The sequence below is a fragment of the Streptomyces sp. TS71-3 genome (assembly GCF_018327685.1).
Taxonomy (GTDB): Bacteria; Actinomycetota; Actinomycetes; order Streptomycetales; family Streptomycetaceae; genus Streptomyces.
On record NZ_BNEL01000001.1, the window covers coordinates 1,414,531 to 1,431,587 of the forward strand.

Genomic DNA, 17,057 nt, shown 5'->3' on the forward strand with positions numbered 1-17,057 from the left:
GTGAATCGGAGGCTCTCCGTACGTGTCGATGAGCGCCCCCGTGACCCGCCCGTTCCACTCGATGTGCCTTGCCGCGCCCGTGCCGCCACCTGTACGCCGAAAGAACTCAGCGAGTCGTCGTCCGTTTCTGCATGGAAACTCGGGGGAGCAATGCATTCTGGCAAGTGGCCTTTCCTCGGTGTGGCCGCACGGGCGGAGGATCTGGTCGAGGACCCCTCGTGAGCCGGGACGGCCGGCTGTCCCTTCACGACATCGTCGAGCGGTACGGCGCCGGGGCGCTCTCGACGAGCGACGCCCTTTTGGAGTTGGAACGGCACGCGCGCATTCCCCTGTCGGAGGGGCAGCGCGGCCTGTGGGCGCTGCACAGGCTGGAGCCGGACACGTACGCCTACAACGTTCCGGTGTGCCTCTCCTGCCGCCAGGTCGACCGCGCCGCTCTCGCCGACGCCTTGCGCGACACGCTCGCGCGGTATCCGATTCTCTCGGCCAGGGTGCGCGAAGGGGACGACGGGCCCTGCCTGGTGCAGGGTGGCGCGGACGGTTCCCCGGCCGCGTCCGTCGAGTACGCCGACATCTGCGATATTCCCTCCGGCGAGGTGCCGGCGCATCTGAAGAGCAGAGCGCAACAGCCGTTCGACCTGGCGCGCGAGCCCCTGATCCGGCTCTCCGTGCTGTCCCGCGCCGAGTCCGAGACGTACGTCCTCCTGGTGGTGCACCACCTCGTCATCGACGGGCCGTCGCTGTGCCTCGTGCTCGACACCCTGCTCCACGCCTACCAGGCGCGGGCCGCCGGCCGCGCGCCCTCCTTCCCGCCGGGCCCCGCGTCGTACGGCGAGTTCGTGGCATGGGAGCGGGAGTTCCTCGCCGGCGCGCGCGCCGAGCGCGACCGGGAATTCTGGACGCGGGAGCTCACCGGAAGGACTCCCCTCACCGGTCTGCCCACCGAGGCGGCGCTGCCCCCGGACGCGCCCCACGAAGGCGAGGTGTGCACCCGAGCGCTGACGAAGGCGCAGACCGACGCCGTCGCGTTGTTCGCCGCGTCCCACGAGATCAGTCCCGGAATCCTCTTTCTGGCCGTCTTCAAAACCCTCCTCCACCGCTACACCGGGCAGGAGGACATCGTCATCGGAATGCCGGTGGCAGGGCGCCCGCTGGAGCAATTCGACCCGGTGGTCGGCTATTTCATCAACACGCTGCCCATCCGCAGTAAACCGGTGGGGTCCGAGGATTTCTCACGCTTCGCCCAGGGCCTGCAATCCACGGTGTTCAAGGCCATCGAGCACGGCGCCTATCCGTTCCCCCGTATCGTGCGCGATATCGGCGACCGCGGCGCGGACCTCCGCTCCCCGGTGTTCCACGTCGTCTACAACTACCAGAACTTCTCGCTCTCCGGCCGCCTGAACGACCTGGCGGCAGAACTCCGCGACACCTGGCCTTTCCAGATGGTGGACGGCCTGCACCAGCTGGGCGAATACGACCTGACGCTGGATGTCGTTCCCGACGAAGGAACCGTACTCAACTGGAAGTACCACCCCGCAGAATTCTCCGCCGACACCGTCGCGCGCATGGCGGACCATTTCGTCAACCTCGTCGACGCCGTTCTGGCCACGGACGGCCAGGCGCCGCTCGGCCGGCTGCCCCTGCTCGACGACATCGAGCGCCGGCTCCTCCTCGACGAGTGGAACCGCACGGACGCCCACCACGCCGACATCCCCGAGAACCGGACCTGCTGGGACCTCTTCGCCGAGCAGGCGGCGGCGAACCCCGAGGAGCCCGCGGTGACCTGCGGGGAGCGGACCCTGACCTACCGCGAACTCGCCGACCGCAGCTCGGCGCTGGCCGACGCGCTGCTGCGCCGGGGCGTCGGCGCCGGGGACACGGTGGGCGTCTGCTTCGAGCGGTCGCTCGATCTCGTCGTGGGGCTCCTCGCGACGATGAAGTCCGGGGCGGCCTACGTGCCGCTGGACCCGGGCCTTCCGGCCGAGCGCCTCTCGTACATGATCCAGGACAGCGGGGCCGCGCTCGTCATCTGCCACGAGGCGGTGATGGACAGGCTGGCCGGTGTGCGGACGGGCGGGGTGCGGATCCACGCGACGGATCGCGCGGATCATCCGGACCGCCTCGACCGGCCGGATCGTCCGGACCGCCTCGACCGGCCGGATCATCCGGACCGCCCCGACCGGCCGGACCGCTCGGATCACCCGGACCGGCCGGACGGTCCCGACCGCTCGGACCGCTCGGGCCGCTCGGACCGCTCGGACCGCCCGGACGATCGCGGTGACGAGGCGGGGCCGGCGCCTGACGTCGCGTACGTCATCTACACGTCCGGCAGCACCGGGCAGCCCAAGGGCGTGGTGGTGCCCCATCGGGCGCTGACCAACTTCCTGCTGGCCATGGCGCGGACCCTGGAGGTCACCTCCGGCGACCGGTTGCTGGCCGTCACCACGTACAGCTTCGACATCGCCGGCCTGGAGCTCTACCTGCCGCTGATCACCGGCGGGCACTGCCGCGTCTGCGACGCGACGACGGCCACCGACGCCACGCTGCTCGCTGAGGAGATGGCCGCGTGGCGGCCCACCGTCATGCAGGCCACCCCCGCCACCTGGGCGATGCTGCTCCGGGTGGGATGGCGCAACGCCGAAGGCGTCAAGGTCCTCTGCGGTGGGGAGGCGCTGCCTGACCGCCTCAAGGACCGGCTCCTGTCGCGCGGCGAGGTCTGGAACCTGTACGGGCCGACCGAGACCACGATCTGGTCGACGGCGAAGCGCCTGGTCCCGGGCGAGCCGGTGACCGTCGGAACGCCCATCGCGAACACGCAGGCGTACGTGCTCGACGAGCACATGCAGCCGGTACCGGTCGGCGTGCCGGGCGAGCTGTGCATCTCCGGCGACGGCGTCGCCCTCGGATACCACGGGAAGCCGGACCTCACGGCGGAGCGGTTCGTCGAGAACCCGTTCCTGCGCGGCCGGCGCATGTACCGGACCGGGGACGTCGCGCGCCGGCTGCCGGGCGGCGACATCGCCGTGCTCGGACGCATGGACCACCAGGTCAAGCTGCGGGGCCACCGCATCGAGCTCGGCGAGATCGAGGCCGCGCTCGACGGCCACCCGGACATCGCGCGCAGCGTCGTGGCGCTGGAGCGCGGCGACCGCTCGGAACGGCTCACCGCGTACGTCACCGTGCACGGCGACACCGAGCACGCCCCCGACGCCAAGGCGCTCCGCGGGCACCTCGCGCGCACCCTCCCTGCCTACATGGTGCCGAGCGCGTTCGTGCACCTGGAGGCGTTCCCGCTCACGGCCAACGGCAAGATCGACCGCGCGAGGCTGAGCGACCACCGCGAGGCGGCGCCGGGCGCCCGGACGCGGGCCTCCGCCGCGCCGGCCGACCGGGCGTTCCGCATCGAGCGGAGGGTCCGGGGGATCTTCGCCGAGGTGCTCGGCCGCGAGGACGTCGATCGCGACGAGGGCTTCTTCGACACGGGCGGCGACTCGTTCACGGCCATCGACGTGGTGGAGAACATCAACCGGGCCTTCGGATGCCGCCTGCGCCCGATGGCGCTCTTCGCGCACTCCTCGATCGCCGCCATGGCCCGGCATTTGGACGAACTGCTGTCCGCGGAAGCGGAGTCCGCGGCGGGCACGGCGGGCACGGTGACCACGGCGCCCGCGGTGTCCGAGGCGACCGCGCAGGCGTCCGGCGGGCTCCGGTCCACCCGGCCGGCCGCGCAGGCGCCGAGGGGGCTCCGGCCCACCCAACCCGGCGCGGAGAGGGCGGCTCGGCCCGCCGCCACCCCGGCACGGCCCGCCCCCGATGACGCCTACCTGGACGGCTCGATCGCCGTCGTCGGCATCTCGTGCCGGTTCCCCGGAGCCCGGGACCACCGGGAGTTCTGGCGCAACCTCCGCGAGGGCAGGAGCGGCGGCGCCACATGGTCGCCCGACGAGCTGCGCGCGCTCGGGGTCCCGGAGGAGCTGATCGGCAGGGCCGACTACGTCCCGCGTCGGGCGGTCATCGACGGCAGGGCGGAGTTCGATCCCGCGTTCTTCGGAATCTCGCCGCGCGACGCCGAGCTGATGGACCCGCAGGGACGGCTCCTGCTGCTGCACGCGTGGAAGGCGCTGGAGGACGCCGGCTACCGCCCCGAGGACGTCCCCGGCACGAGCGTGTTCACCGCGACGAGCAACAACTTCTACCAGGCCCTGCTGCCGAGCCTGATGGAGAACGCCTCGGGTCCCCGGATCCTGGCCGGCACCGAGGGATACGCGGCCTGGCTGCTGGCGCAGGGCGGCAGCGTGCCCACGATGATCTCCAGCAAGCTGGGGCTGAGAGGGCCCAGCATGGCGGTGAGCACCAACTGCTCGTCGGCGCTGAGCGGACTCCATCTCGCGTGCCGGAGCCTGCTGTCCCGCGAGGCCGACCAGGCGCTGGTCGGCGCGGCCAGCCTCTTCTCCACGATGGACCTGGGCTACGTGCACCAGCCCGGCCTGAACTTCGCCGGCGACGGACGGTGCAAGGCGTTCGACGACGCCGCCGACGGCATGGCCGGCGGCGAGGGCGTGGGCGCGGTCGTCCTCAAGCGCGCCCGCGACGCGTTCGCCGACGGCGACCACGTCTACTGCCTGATCCGCGGGACCGCGGTCAACAACGACGGGGGTGACAAGGCCGGTTACTACGCACCGAGCGTCCGGGGCCAGGCCGACGTCATCCGCGCGGCGCTGGACAGGTCCGGGGTCGACCCCGATTCCATCCGCTACGTCGAAGCGCACGGCACGGGCACCAGGCTGGGCGATCCCATCGAGGTCGCCGCGCTGACCGAGGCGTACCGGGACCACACGAGCCGCAGCGGGTACTGCGGAATCGGATCGGTCAAGAGCAACATCGGCCACCTGGACGCGGCCGCCGGCATCGCGGGCCTGATCAAACTGGCCCTGGGCCTCCACCACGGCGAGATCCCCAGGACCCTGCACTGCGAGGTGCCCAACAGGGAGATCGACTGGGAGAGCTCCCCGTTCCACGTGGCCGATCGGAACGTCCTCCTGGACGGCAGCGGCCCCGAGCCGGCGAGGGCGGGCCTCAGCTCGTTCGGCATCGGCGGCACCAACGTGCACGCGGTCCTCGAAGAGGTGGGCCCGCGCCGGCGGGCGGTGCCTGCCGCCGGGGGCCGTCCGGGACCGCACCTGGTGGTCCTCTCGGCCCGGGACGGCGAACGGCTCACCGCCCTCGCGCGCGAACTCCTCGCGTTCCTCCCCGAGTACGCGAGCGGCGGCGGCGAGAGTGGCGGCGACAGCGGCGGCGAGAGCGGTGGCGATCTGGCGTCACTCGCCTACACGCTCCAGACCGGGCGGCGGGCGATGGCCCGGCGCGTGGCCTTCGTCGCGGACGGCGTCGACGGGCTGGCCGGGCAGCTCAGGGCCTACGTCGACGGGGGCGTCCCCGAAGCGGCGTTCGAGGGCACCGTCCGGCGGGCGGACGACGAGCTGGTCGCGCTCTTCGCCCGCACCGAGCAGCTCAGGGAGCTGACCGCCGAATGGCTCGCCCGCGGCGACTGGGAGAAGATCGCGCCGCTGTGGGTCAGCGGCGTCGACGTCGACTGGAAGCGGCTGTACGGCCCGGACGGCGCGTTCCGCGAGAACGGCGCGTACGGTCCGGACGGCGCGTTCCGCGAGGACGGCGCGTACGGCCCGGACGGCGCCGACGGTGTGGCCGCTCCGCGGCGGGTGAGCCTGCCGACGTACCCGTTCGACACCAGGACGTTCTGGCCGGACGCCGCGGCGGGGAGCGAGGACCGGCCGGCGGGGCACGCGGCCGAGGGGGCGCCCCGGGCGGGCGCGGGACGTGACGGCGGGCCGGCGGAGGCAGAGGCGTTGCTCGCCGAGGCGGCGGCCGGCGCCGGCGGGGTCGGACCGTTCCTGGCGCGGCACGAGCGGAGCACGGCGGCCATGGACCGCGTCCTGCGCCGGCTGACGCTCGCGCAGCTCTCGTTGCTCGGGCTCTACCGGGAGCCCGTGAGCGAGTCCGCGTGGAGCGCGCGGACCGCCTCCGGCTACGCGAGGTGGCTCGACCACAGCGTCACGGTGCTGCTGGACGGCGGCGAACTCGTCCGGGAAGCCGGCGTCCTGCGGGCGCCGGACGGCGCCGGCGCACCGAACGCCGAGCGGGCGTGGGAAGCGTGGCATGAGTGGAAGGACGCGCACGCCGGCGATCCTGAGCTCGTCGCCAAGGCCGCCCTGGCGGAGCGCATGATCGAGGCCCTGCCGGCGATCCTGACGGGAGAGACGGCGGCCACGGCCGTCATGTTCCCCGGCGGGTCCCTCGACCTGGTCGAGGCGGTCTACAAGCGGAACGCGACCGTCGGCTACTTCAACGGGGTCACGGCCGGCGCCGTGCGCTCCGAGGCGGAGGCGTACCTGCGCGCCGGGCGGTCCGGGATCCGGATCCTGGAGATCGGCGCGGGGACCGGCAGCACGAGCGAGCGCGTCTTCGAGCGGCTGGCGGGCATCGAAGGCGACATCGCCGAGTACTGCTACACCGACATCTCCAAGGCGTTCCTGATCGAGGCGGAGAAGCGGTTCTCCCACCGCGTTCCCTACCTGCGGTGCAGGACGTTCGACGTGGAACGCGCTCCCGGCGGGCAGGGCCTCACGGCCGGGCGGTACGACATCGTCGTCGCCAACAACGTCCTGCACGCCACCAGGGACATCGTGCGGTCCGTCGAGCACGCCCGCGCGCTGCTGCGCCCCGGCGGCGTCCTCCTGCTCAACGAACTCGGCCGGAACGAGCTGTGGTCGCATCTGACCTTCGGGCTCCTGGACGGCTGGTGGCGCCACACGGACGGACGGCGCATCGAGGGCGGCCCCGCCCTGTCGCCGGCCTCGTGGCGCGACGTCCTCACGGAGGCAGGGTTCGACGCGGTCGACTTCCCCGCCGAGCGGGCCCGATCGCTGGGCCAGCAGATCGTGGTGGCACGGGCCGGTGCCCGGGTGCGGCGCCCCGGCCCGGGAACGTCCGAACGGGGAGGCGGGCTCGGCGCCCAGGGCCGCCCGTTCGGCGCGCAGGACAGCTCGTCCGACGCCCGGAGGAGTTCGCTCGGCGTGCAGGGCAGCTCGCCAGGACCGCGGGTAAGCGCGCCCGGCACCCACGAAAGCCCGCTCGAAGCGCACATCGCGGAGACCCTCGCGCAGAGCCTGATGGCCGCTCTGAAGCTCGGCAGGGACGAGCTCGCGGCCGACCTGCCGTTCGCGGATTACGGCCTCGACTCGCTCACGGGCGTCCATCTGGTGCGGACCCTCAACGAATCGCTCGGCACCGACCTGGACCCCAGCGTCCTGTTCGACAACCCCTCCATACGGCGGCTGACGGCGTACGTGCTGGAGGAACACGGAGAGACGATCGCCGCGCACCGGGAGCGCGGGGGTGAGCGCGGAGGCGGGCACGGGGGCGAGGGCGGAGGCGGGCACGGGGGCGAGCGCGGAGAACCGGCCGCCCCCGGAGCGGGCGCCACTCCCTTCCCGGCTCCGGACACGAGCCCGGACCCGGCCCCGGACACGAGCGCGGCCCCGGACACGAGCGCGGCCCGGGACACGAGCCCGGACCCGGGCCCCGTTCCACTCGACCACCCGCGTGACCAAGCCCCGCTCGCCCAGGCCCCGTTCGCCCACTCCCCGGCCGCCGGCACGGCGGAAGCCCCCCAGACCAGGGAGCCCATCGCCGTCATCGGCATGAGCGGCCGTTTCCCGGGCGCGCGGGACGTGGACGAGTTCTGGCGGCACCTGGTCGAGGGCCGTGATCCGGTGACCAGGGTGTCCCGGTGGGATCTGCCGTCCCTGCGGAGCCGGTGCACCGAGGGCGGGTTCATGGACGGCATCGACGAGTTCGATCCGCTGTTCTTCGGCATCTCCGGAGCGGAAGCCGCCTACATGGAGCCGCAGCAGCGGCTGTTCCTCCAGGAGGCGTGGAACGCGCTTCAGGACGCGGGCCACGCGGGCGCTTCCCTCGACCGCGACCGGTGCGGCGTCTACGTCGGGTGCACGGCCGGCGACTACTTCGACCTGAGGGACGGGAGCGACTACCCGGCCCAGGCGTTCTGGGGCAACATGAACTCCCTGGTGCCGTCGAGGATCGCCTACTACCTGGACCTGCACGGTCCGGCGATGGCCGTGGACACCGCGTGCTCCAGCTCGCTCGTCTCCGTCTACCTGGCATGCCAGGGGCTGTGGGCGCACGACGCCGACACGGCGATCGCGGGCGGCGTCTACGTGCAGAACTCGCCCCGGCTCTACGTCGCGGGATCGCGCGCCGGGATGCTCTCGCCAACGGGACGGTGCCGCTCGTTCGACCAGGCCGCCGACGGGTTCGTCCCCGCCGAGGGGGTCGGCGCGCTGGTCCTGAAGCGGCTCTCGGAGGCCGAGCGCGACGGCGACCACATCCACGGCGTGATCCGCGGCATCGGCATCAACCAGGACGGCACCACCAACGGGATCACGGCTCCGAACGGGAACTCCCAGGAGAAGCTGATCCGGCAGGTCTACCGGGACTTCGGGATCGACCCCGAGGGGATCCAGCTCCTTGAGGCCCACGGTACGGGGACCAGGCTCGGCGATCCGGTGGAGTTCAGGGCCGTCGAGCGTGCCTTCCGCGCCCACACGGACAGGGAGCACTTCTGCTCGCTCGGGTCGAGCAAGGCCGACATCGGCCACGCCCAGGCCGCCGCCGGCGTCATCGGGATCATCAAGACCCTGCTGGCCCTCAAGCACGCCACGATGCCGGGGCTCCTGCACCACCGGACGGCCAACGCCGGCATCGCGCTGGAGGGCAGCCCCTTCTTCGTGCACACGGAGGCGAGGGCGTGGGCCGCGCCTCGCGCCGGGCGGCGCCGCGCGGCGATCACCTCGCTCGGGGCGAGCGGCACGAACGCCCACGCCGTCATCGAGGAGGCACCGGTACCGGTATCGACACCGGCACCGGACCGCCGCGGGCTGCCGGGCGGCCCCCGGCTGATCGCGCTGTCGGCGCGGACGGCGGAGGCCCTGCGGGAGCAGGCGGCCCGCCTCGCGCGGCACTGCCGGGAGCACCCGGAGCTCGATCTCGGCGAGGTGAGCTGCACGCTCCTCCTCGGGCGGACGCACTTCCGGCACCGCTGGGCCTGCGTGGCGCACGACGTCGCCGGACTGGAGAGGACGCTCACCGCGTGGCTCTCCGACGAGAACGGTTCCGCGGTGGCCACGGCTGTTGCGGGCGGGGCCGGTGCGGGCGGGGCGGCGGCACCGCTCGCCGCCCTCGCCGCCGAGTACCTCGACGGCGGGGCGCCCGACTTCGGGGAGCTGTTCCGCGAGGACCGCCCCCGGCGCGTGCCGCTGCCCGGCTACCCGTTCGAGCGGGCACGCCACGTGCTGCCGTGCGAGGCGCCCCCGGCCAAGGCCCCCGTCCCCGCCGTCACGACTGACGTCACGACGGACAGCGCGGCCGACGCAACGACACTCACCGGCGACGAGTTCTACCTGCGCGAACACCGCGTGCGGGGAACGGCCATCGTGCCCGGGGCGATGTACCTGCAATGGGCCCACGCCGCCGCACGGCACGCCGGCGGTGCCCCGCGCGATGCCGCCGCCGTCCGCCTGCACGACATCGCCTTCCTGCGGCCCCTGGGCATGGTCGACGGCCCGCGGACGGTCCGCGTGGCGCTCCGCTCGCACGGGAACGGGACCCGCTTCGAGGTGACGTCCGCCGAACCGGGCGCGCGCGGCGACGCGACCCAGGCCGGCGGCGAGCAGATGGTCCACTGCCAGGGCGCGATCTCGGACATCGAGCCTCCGGCACGGCGGGTGCTCGACCTGCCGTCGATGCTCCGGGACTTCCGCCGCACCACCATGGACCCCGAGCGCTTCTACGGCGAGTACCGCGAGCGCGGCATCGACTACGGCCCCTCGCTCCAGGGCGTCGTCGCGGTCCACGAGGCCGAAGGGGCGGTGCTCGCGGAGCTGCGGCTGCCGGACGCGGTGGCGGACACCGCGCACGCCTTCGCCCTGCATCCGTCCCTGGTGGACTCGGCGATGCAGTGCATGCGCCTGCTGGCCGGAGAGGGAAGCGGCGAGACCGGGGACGGCAGGACCGGGGGCGACGCGACCGGGAACGACAGGACCGGTGGCGGCGGAACCGGGGAGAACGGCGTGGGGCTGGTCTTCTCCATCAAGCGGGCCGAGATCCTGGCCCCGTGCTCGACGAGGATGTGGGCCTGGATCCGCCGCGGCGACCACGCCCGGCGCGACGACACCCCGGGCGGCGGGACCCGGGGCCCCGAGCGCATCGACATCGACCTGGCCGACGGCAGCGGCCGGGTGTGCCTGGCCCTCCGGGGAATCATGGGCCGAGGCGGTGGGCCCGCCACCGCCCCCGGGGACGGCAGGCCCGCCTCATGGGACGGCAGGCCCGCCTCCCGGGCCGGCAAGCGCACCCTCCACGGGGCCGGGGCCGAGCGCCCCTCCCACGAGGACGCCCCCGGCGAGCAGGTCGCTCCCGACGAGCCGGCCGCCCCCGACGAGTCGGCCGCCCCCGACGAACCGCCCGCTGTCGCCCTGCTCCCGGTGTGGGACCCGGACCGCGCGGTGGAGGCCGGAGCCTGGCCGCACCCGTCCGAGACGGTCGGCGTCATCGCGGCGACGACCGGCGCGCGCGACGCCCTGGCCGCGAGGTATCCGTCGGCGCAGGTGCTCGCGCTCCCGGCGCACGCGTCGCAGCAGGACGTCGAGAACGCCCTCCGGTCCGCTCCGGTGCTCGACCACCTCGTCTGGGTGGCGCCCCCGTACGAGGAAGCGGCATCAGGGGAGGCCGTCATCGGCGACCAGTCCGCCGGCACCCTCCAGGTCTTCCGGACGGTGAAGGCACTGCTCGGCGCCGGCTACGGCAACCGCCCCCTGGGGCTGACCCTGGTCACCGAGCGCGCGCACGCCGTCCACGGGTCCGAGCCGATCGACCCGACCCACTCGGGCGTCGCGGGCCTCGCCGGCTCCGTCGCGAAGGAGTACCCGAACTGGCAGGTCCGGGTGGCCGACGTGGACGCGTACGACACCCCGTCCCTCTCGGCCGTCCTGCGCCTGCCCGCCGATCCCGACGGCACCTTGCTGGTACGCCGGGGCGGCACGTGGTTCCGGCAGCACCTGCTGCCCGTGCGGGCACAGGCCGGTCCGCCGGCGCCGTCCCGGCTGCGGGAGGGCGGCATCTACGTCATCGTCGGCGGGGCAGGCGGGCTGGGCGGCGCCATCAGCGCCTACCTGATCCGCCGCTACCGCGCGCAGGTGGTGTGGCTCGGTCGCAGGCCCCTGGACGCGCGCGTCGAGGCCGCCCTCGCCGCGGCGGCGGGCACCGGCGGCCCCGCACCGCACTACATACGCGCCGACGCCACGAGCGCGGAGGAGCTGAGGCGGGCGCGCGGCGAGATCGAGCGGCGCTTCGGGCGGGTGAACGGCGTCATCCACTCGGGCCTGGTGTTCTCGGGCGCGAGCCTCGCCCGGATGACCGAGGACCAGTTCCACGACGTGCTCAGGGGCAAGGTCGACGTGAGCGTCCGGCTGCTGGACGCGTTCGGCGGCGAGTCGCTGGACGTGGCGCTCTTCCTCTCGTCCATCAACGCCTACCTGAAGGCCATCAAGCAGGCGAACTACGCCGCCGCCTGCACGTTCATGGACTCCTTCGCGCTCACGGCGGGGCGCCGCCACGGGTGCGCCGGCAAGGTGATCAACCTCGGCTACTGCTTCAACAACGCGGTGGAAGCCGGCGACCGCGAGGCCGTGGTGGACGCCGGCGCCCCGCTCATCGAGGCGGATGAGCTCACCGCCGCGATCGAGCTGCTGTGCGCGGCGCCGGTGGGCCAGATGACCCTGATGAAGTTCGGTCCGGCGCTCGGCACCCGCGGCATCACCGTGGGCGACGACGAGGTCCTGCTCCCCGCGGAGGAGCCACCGCCGCCCGCGACCGCGGCCCGCACCGGCGATCCGGAGCCGGAGGAGGCGTTCGACGACCTGGCGCGGCTGCGCGCGCGGACCAGAGAACTGACGGCGCTCGCGATCTGACGCGCGACCTCGGAGGAACCCATGGGGAACCCATCATGAAACGGCTGCTGCTCGACTTCCTCTGGTCCCACCTGCACTCCCTCGGCGCGTTCGGCCGTCCGGAGCCGACGGTGGGCGCGGCGCGGGAGGCCGCGGGCCTGCCGCCGGGGTACGGCGCGTGGTTCGCCGAGTCCGTCCGCGTCCTCGACGCCGAGGGCTACGTCGAGCGGCACGGCGACACCGTCCTGACGTACCGGAGCCCCCGGCCCCGTCCGCTCGCCGAGCTGTGGCGCCAGTGGGAGGCGGCCGCTCCGCGCTGGCGCGGGAACCCCGACCTGGCCGCCACCCACCTGCTGGTGGAGACGGTGCTCCGGGCGTTCCCCGACATCCTCACCGGCGAGCGGCCGGCGACCGAGGTCATGTTCCCGGGCGCGTCGATGGAACTGGTCGAGAAGGCGTACAAGTCCAACCCGGCCGCGGAGTACTTCAACCGGGTGCTGGCAGCGACCCTGGTGACCCACCTGGGGCACCGCACCCGTGCCCAGCCCGGCTTCGCGCCGAAAATCCTGGAGATCGGCGCGGGCACGGGCGCCACGAGCGCCGCCGTCCTGGACGCCCTCCGCTCCAAGGGCCTCGCCCTGCGGGAGTACGCCTACACCGACCTCTCGCGCGCCTTCCTGGACCACGCCGAGCGCTCCTACGGGCCCGCCAACCCGTTCCTGACGTACGGAATCCTGGACATCGAGCGGGCCCCGGCCGGGCAGGGCTTCCCCGCGGGCGGCTACGACGTCGTCCTCGCCGCCAACGTGCTGCACGCCACCCGGAACATCAGGACCACCCTGCGGAACACCAAGGCGGCCCTGGCGAGGGGCGGTCTGCTGCTGGTCGACGAGCTGACCGTGAACAACCTGGTCAACCAGTTCACGTTCGGCCTGCTCGACGGGTGGTGGCGCTACGAGGACCCCGAGACGCGCATTCCGGGCAGCCCTCTGCTGTCGGTCGGGGGGTGGCGGCGGGTCCTCGCCGAGGAGGGATTCGGCCGCATCACGCTGCCGGCGCGCCAGGCCGCCGACCTCGGCCGGCAGATCATCGTCGCGGAGAGCAACGGTGTCGTGCGGCAGGGCCGGGCCCCGTCCGGCGACTCCCTGCGGCATCCCGTGCCCGACTCCCTGCGGCATCCCGTGCCCGAAGCGGCGGAACGGCCGGAGGGCGGCGCGCCGGTGCCCGCGGACCCGGCGGCCGGGCGGGCACCTGCCGAGGCGGGCGGCGAGCGCGCGCCCGGGGACCGGCTGGCCGCCCACGTCGAAGCGACCGTGCTCGACGTGCTGGCGGAGTCGCTGCGCATCGACCGCTCCCGGATCGACCGTGACGAGCCCTTTTCGAGCTACGGCCTCGACTCGATCTTCGCCGTGAACGTGGCCCGCGCCGTGGGGGAGAAGCTCGACGTCGACCTCGACATCACGGTCCTCTTCGAGCACGGCACGCTGGCGGAACTCGTCGGATTCGTCACCGCCGAGTTCGCCTCCGAACTCCGCGCCGCCCTCCCGCCGGACACCACTCCCGGCCCCGGCGCCCCCGGCCGAGGCGGCCGGGCGGCGGATCCGGGGGCGGCTCCGGCAGCCGGCGGGGGAGGCGCGGGCACGGTGGCCGCGGCAGGCTCTGAGCCGGAGGCGGATTCAGGGGCGGAGGCGGATCCCGGGGCGGAGGCCGTGCCCGAGGGGATGGCCATCGTCGGGATGTCAGGGCGCTTCCCCGGGGCCGGCGACGTGGACGAGTTCTGGCGCATCGTCGAGGACGGCAGGCGGTGCATCACCACCCCGCCGATGGGGCGGGAGGACTGGGCGCTCCACGGCGACGGCGGGGACGACGACGGGAACGGAGGGGACGGTGGCGACGGCAGGGACGCGTCCGCGATATGGGGCGGCTTCCTGGACGGGGTCCACGCATTCGACCCGCTCTTCTTCAGCATGTCGATGACGGAGGCGCGGCAGGTGGCGCCCGAGCTGCGCCTGATGCTGATGACGGCGTGGAACGCCATCGAGGACGCGGGCTACCGGCCCGCGGACCTGCGCACCCGGCCCACGGGCGTCTTCATCGCCGCGGGCCCCAGCGAGTACCGGCCGGGCCCGCCGGACGGGGGCGACGGCCCGAGCCTGACGGGCATGCCGTCGCCGGCGATGATTCCCAACCGCATCTCCTACCTGCTCGACCTGCACGGGCCGAGCGAGCAGTGCGACACGACCTGCTCGTCGTCGCTCGTGGCCCTGCACCGGGCCGTCCGGTCCATTCGCGACGGCGAGTGCGACCAGGCCCTCGTCGGCGGCGTGAACCTGGTGATGTCGCCGGACGGCTTCGCGGGGATGCGGGCCGCGGGCATGCTCAGCTCCAGCGGGAACGTGCGCCCGTTCCAGGAGGACGCCGACGGCACCGTGCGCGGCGAGGGAGTCGGTGCCGTACTGGTCAAGCCGCTCGCGCGGGCGATCGAGGACGGGGACTTCGTCTACGGCGTCGTACGCGGTACCGGCGTCGCGCACGGCGGCAAGGGCGTGTCGTTCACGGCGCCGAACATCCGCGGGATGAAGTCCGCCATCGCGCGCGCCTACGCGGACGCGGGAATCGACCCCGGCACCGTCTCCTACGTCGAGGCGCACGGCATGAGCTCGCTGCTGGCGGACGGCGCGGAGATCGCGGCGCTCGGCGCGGGCCTGCGCGGCGACGCGGCGGCGCCGGCTTCGGCGCCGGAACCGGCAGGCGAGGACGGCTCCGCCGTCTACCTCGGCAGCGTGAAGCCCTGCATCGGGCACACCGAGGTGGTCTCCGGCCTCGCCGCCCTGATGAAGACGGTGCAGGCCATGCGGCACGGCGTGATCCCCGCGATCCCCGGCTTCGGGCGCCCGCACCCGGACATCTCCCTTGAGGGGACCCGGCTCCGGCTGGCCACGCGGAGCACGCCGTGGCCCGTGCGCACCGGCGACGGCGGCCGGAGACTCCCTCGCCGCGCGGGCGTCAACAGCTTCGGGATCGGCGGTGTGAACGCGCACGTGGTGCTCGAGGAGTACGTGCCGGCCGGGACCGTCCGGGACGTGGAGGGCACGCCGGCGCGGGACGCGGAAGGCGCGTCGGCGCGGGACGCGGAGAACGTGCGTGCGCCGCATGTCCTCGTCCTCTCGGCCAGGACCGGGACGGCCCTTCGCGAGCGGGCGAGGCGGCTCGCCGAACGGCTGGCGGCCGCCGGCCCCGAGAGCCTGGCGGACATCGCCTACACCCTCCAGACCGGCCGGGAGGCGATGGAGTGCAGGCTGGCGCTGACGGCCGCCACCGGCGCGGAGGCGGCGGCGGCACTCGGCGGATGGCTGCGCGGCGAGCCGGAAACGCGTGCGCGGGTCTCCGTCGCCGGGGATGCGCGGGGCGACCGCGGTACCGGCGATACATCCTCTGCGGGTGGCGCAGGAAACGACGCGGGACAGGCAGGAGAACGGCAAGCGGGACACGCGCGAGAGGATCCGGAGGAGGTCGTCCGTTCCCTCGTGGCGCAGGGCCGCATGGACCTCCTCGCCGAGCGCTGGGCCGCGGGCGCGCCCGTCGACTGGAGCCTGCTGCACCGGGGCGAGCGGCGCCGGAGGGTTCCGCTGCCGGGCTACCCGTTCGAGCAGCGCACGTGCTTCAGCGCGCAGGCTCCGGCCCGGACGCCGCTCACCGGCGGGCCCGCGCCCGAGGCGGCGCCCATGTCCACGTCCGGTCCGGCGCCGGCATCCGAGGGCGGGAGCGGCCGTGCGAGCGGACCGGAGGACTTCGTCGCCGGTCTCGTGGCCTCGGTGCTCGGCCTCGGCAGGCAGGAGATCGACGGCACGAAGTCGCTGGCCGACTACGGCCTCAACTCGCTGCTCATGGTGGCGCTGCTGAGCCGGCTTCGCGAAGTGTTCCCGGCGTTCCAGCCGGACTGGCTCCAGGTGGACGACACCCTCGACGACGTCGTGGCGCGCCTGTCGGCCGTGGCCGCGGCCACGGCCACGGACGCCGAGGGCGGGGTCCCGGCGGCCCCGGCCACGGGACCCCGGTTTCCGGAACTCGTGCACCTGAACGGCGTGACACGAGGCCGCCCGGTGTTCTGGATCCACGGGGCCCTGGCGGGCGTCGAGACCTTCCGGTCGATCGCCGCGCGCATCGACCGCCCCTTCTACGGAATCCAGGCCCGCGGCTTCATGACGGAGCACGCGCCCATCGAGGGGATTCCGGCGATGGCCGCGTACTACAGGGACATCGTGCGCGCGGTGCAGCCCGAAGGGCCCTACGACATCGGCGGGTTCTGCCTGGGCGGGATCGTCTCGTACGAGATGACCCGCCTGCTCCAGAACGGCGGGCAGGACGTGCGCTCGCTGCTGATGGTCGACTCGCCGGACAACACCGGCTGGGCGAAGTCGAACGAGAGCGGGAACGCCTCCGCGCTGAGCGCGGCCCTCCAGGTCGTGAACTCGCTGCTCTGGCCGGCCGGTGCCAGGACCCTCGCCGAGGTGCGGCCCCGGCTGATCCATCAGGACGAGGTCGCCGGCCCACCGGACGAGGCGGATCTCGTGCCGCGACTCGCCGATCTCGCCGTCGAGCGGGGCCTGTCCATGGGCCGCGAGCAGATCGCGGACTTCGTCCGGCGCAATATCAGGGTGCAGCTGGCCTACCGGATCGGCGAGTACGGGATCCGGCCGCTGGTGCGTCCGGACGCCGTGCGCTCCCTGTACTTCAGAAACCGCCGCGGGCTGTTCCTGGGCGAGCTGGACCCGTATTTCACGGTCGCCGGCGAGGACTTCTCGCTGGACCACGTCAATTACTGGCAGGACTGGGAGCGCGAACTCCCGGGCCTGCGCGTGGTCGACATCGACTCGGCCAACCACATGACCATCCTCCAGGACGACGGGCCACTCGCCAGGATCACCCAGGCGGCCGTGGAGACCTACGCCCGCGACGAGGACGGCGACCACGCGGCCGCCACCGCTCCCGCGGTGTCCCGGGAATGAA

The 17,057-nt window shown here is 73.7% G+C and carries 2 protein-coding genes; both read left to right on the forward strand.

Features of this window, described 5'->3' with window-relative positions:
- The first annotated feature begins 218 nt into the window (after positions 1–218).
- On the forward strand, positions 219–12,068 hold the full coding sequence (locus Sm713_RS40160) for a non-ribosomal peptide synthetase (protein WP_249416125.1): 11,850 nt from the start codon (positions 219–221) through the stop codon (positions 12,066–12,068).
- Positions 12,069–12,103: 35 nt separating this feature from the next.
- The gene (locus Sm713_RS05950) at positions 12,104–17,056 is read left to right on the forward strand and encodes a beta-ketoacyl synthase N-terminal-like domain-containing protein (RefSeq protein WP_212908609.1); all 4,953 of its coding nucleotides are present in this window, start codon (positions 12,104–12,106) and stop codon (positions 17,054–17,056) included.
- The last annotated feature ends 1 nt before the right edge of the window (position 17,057 follow it).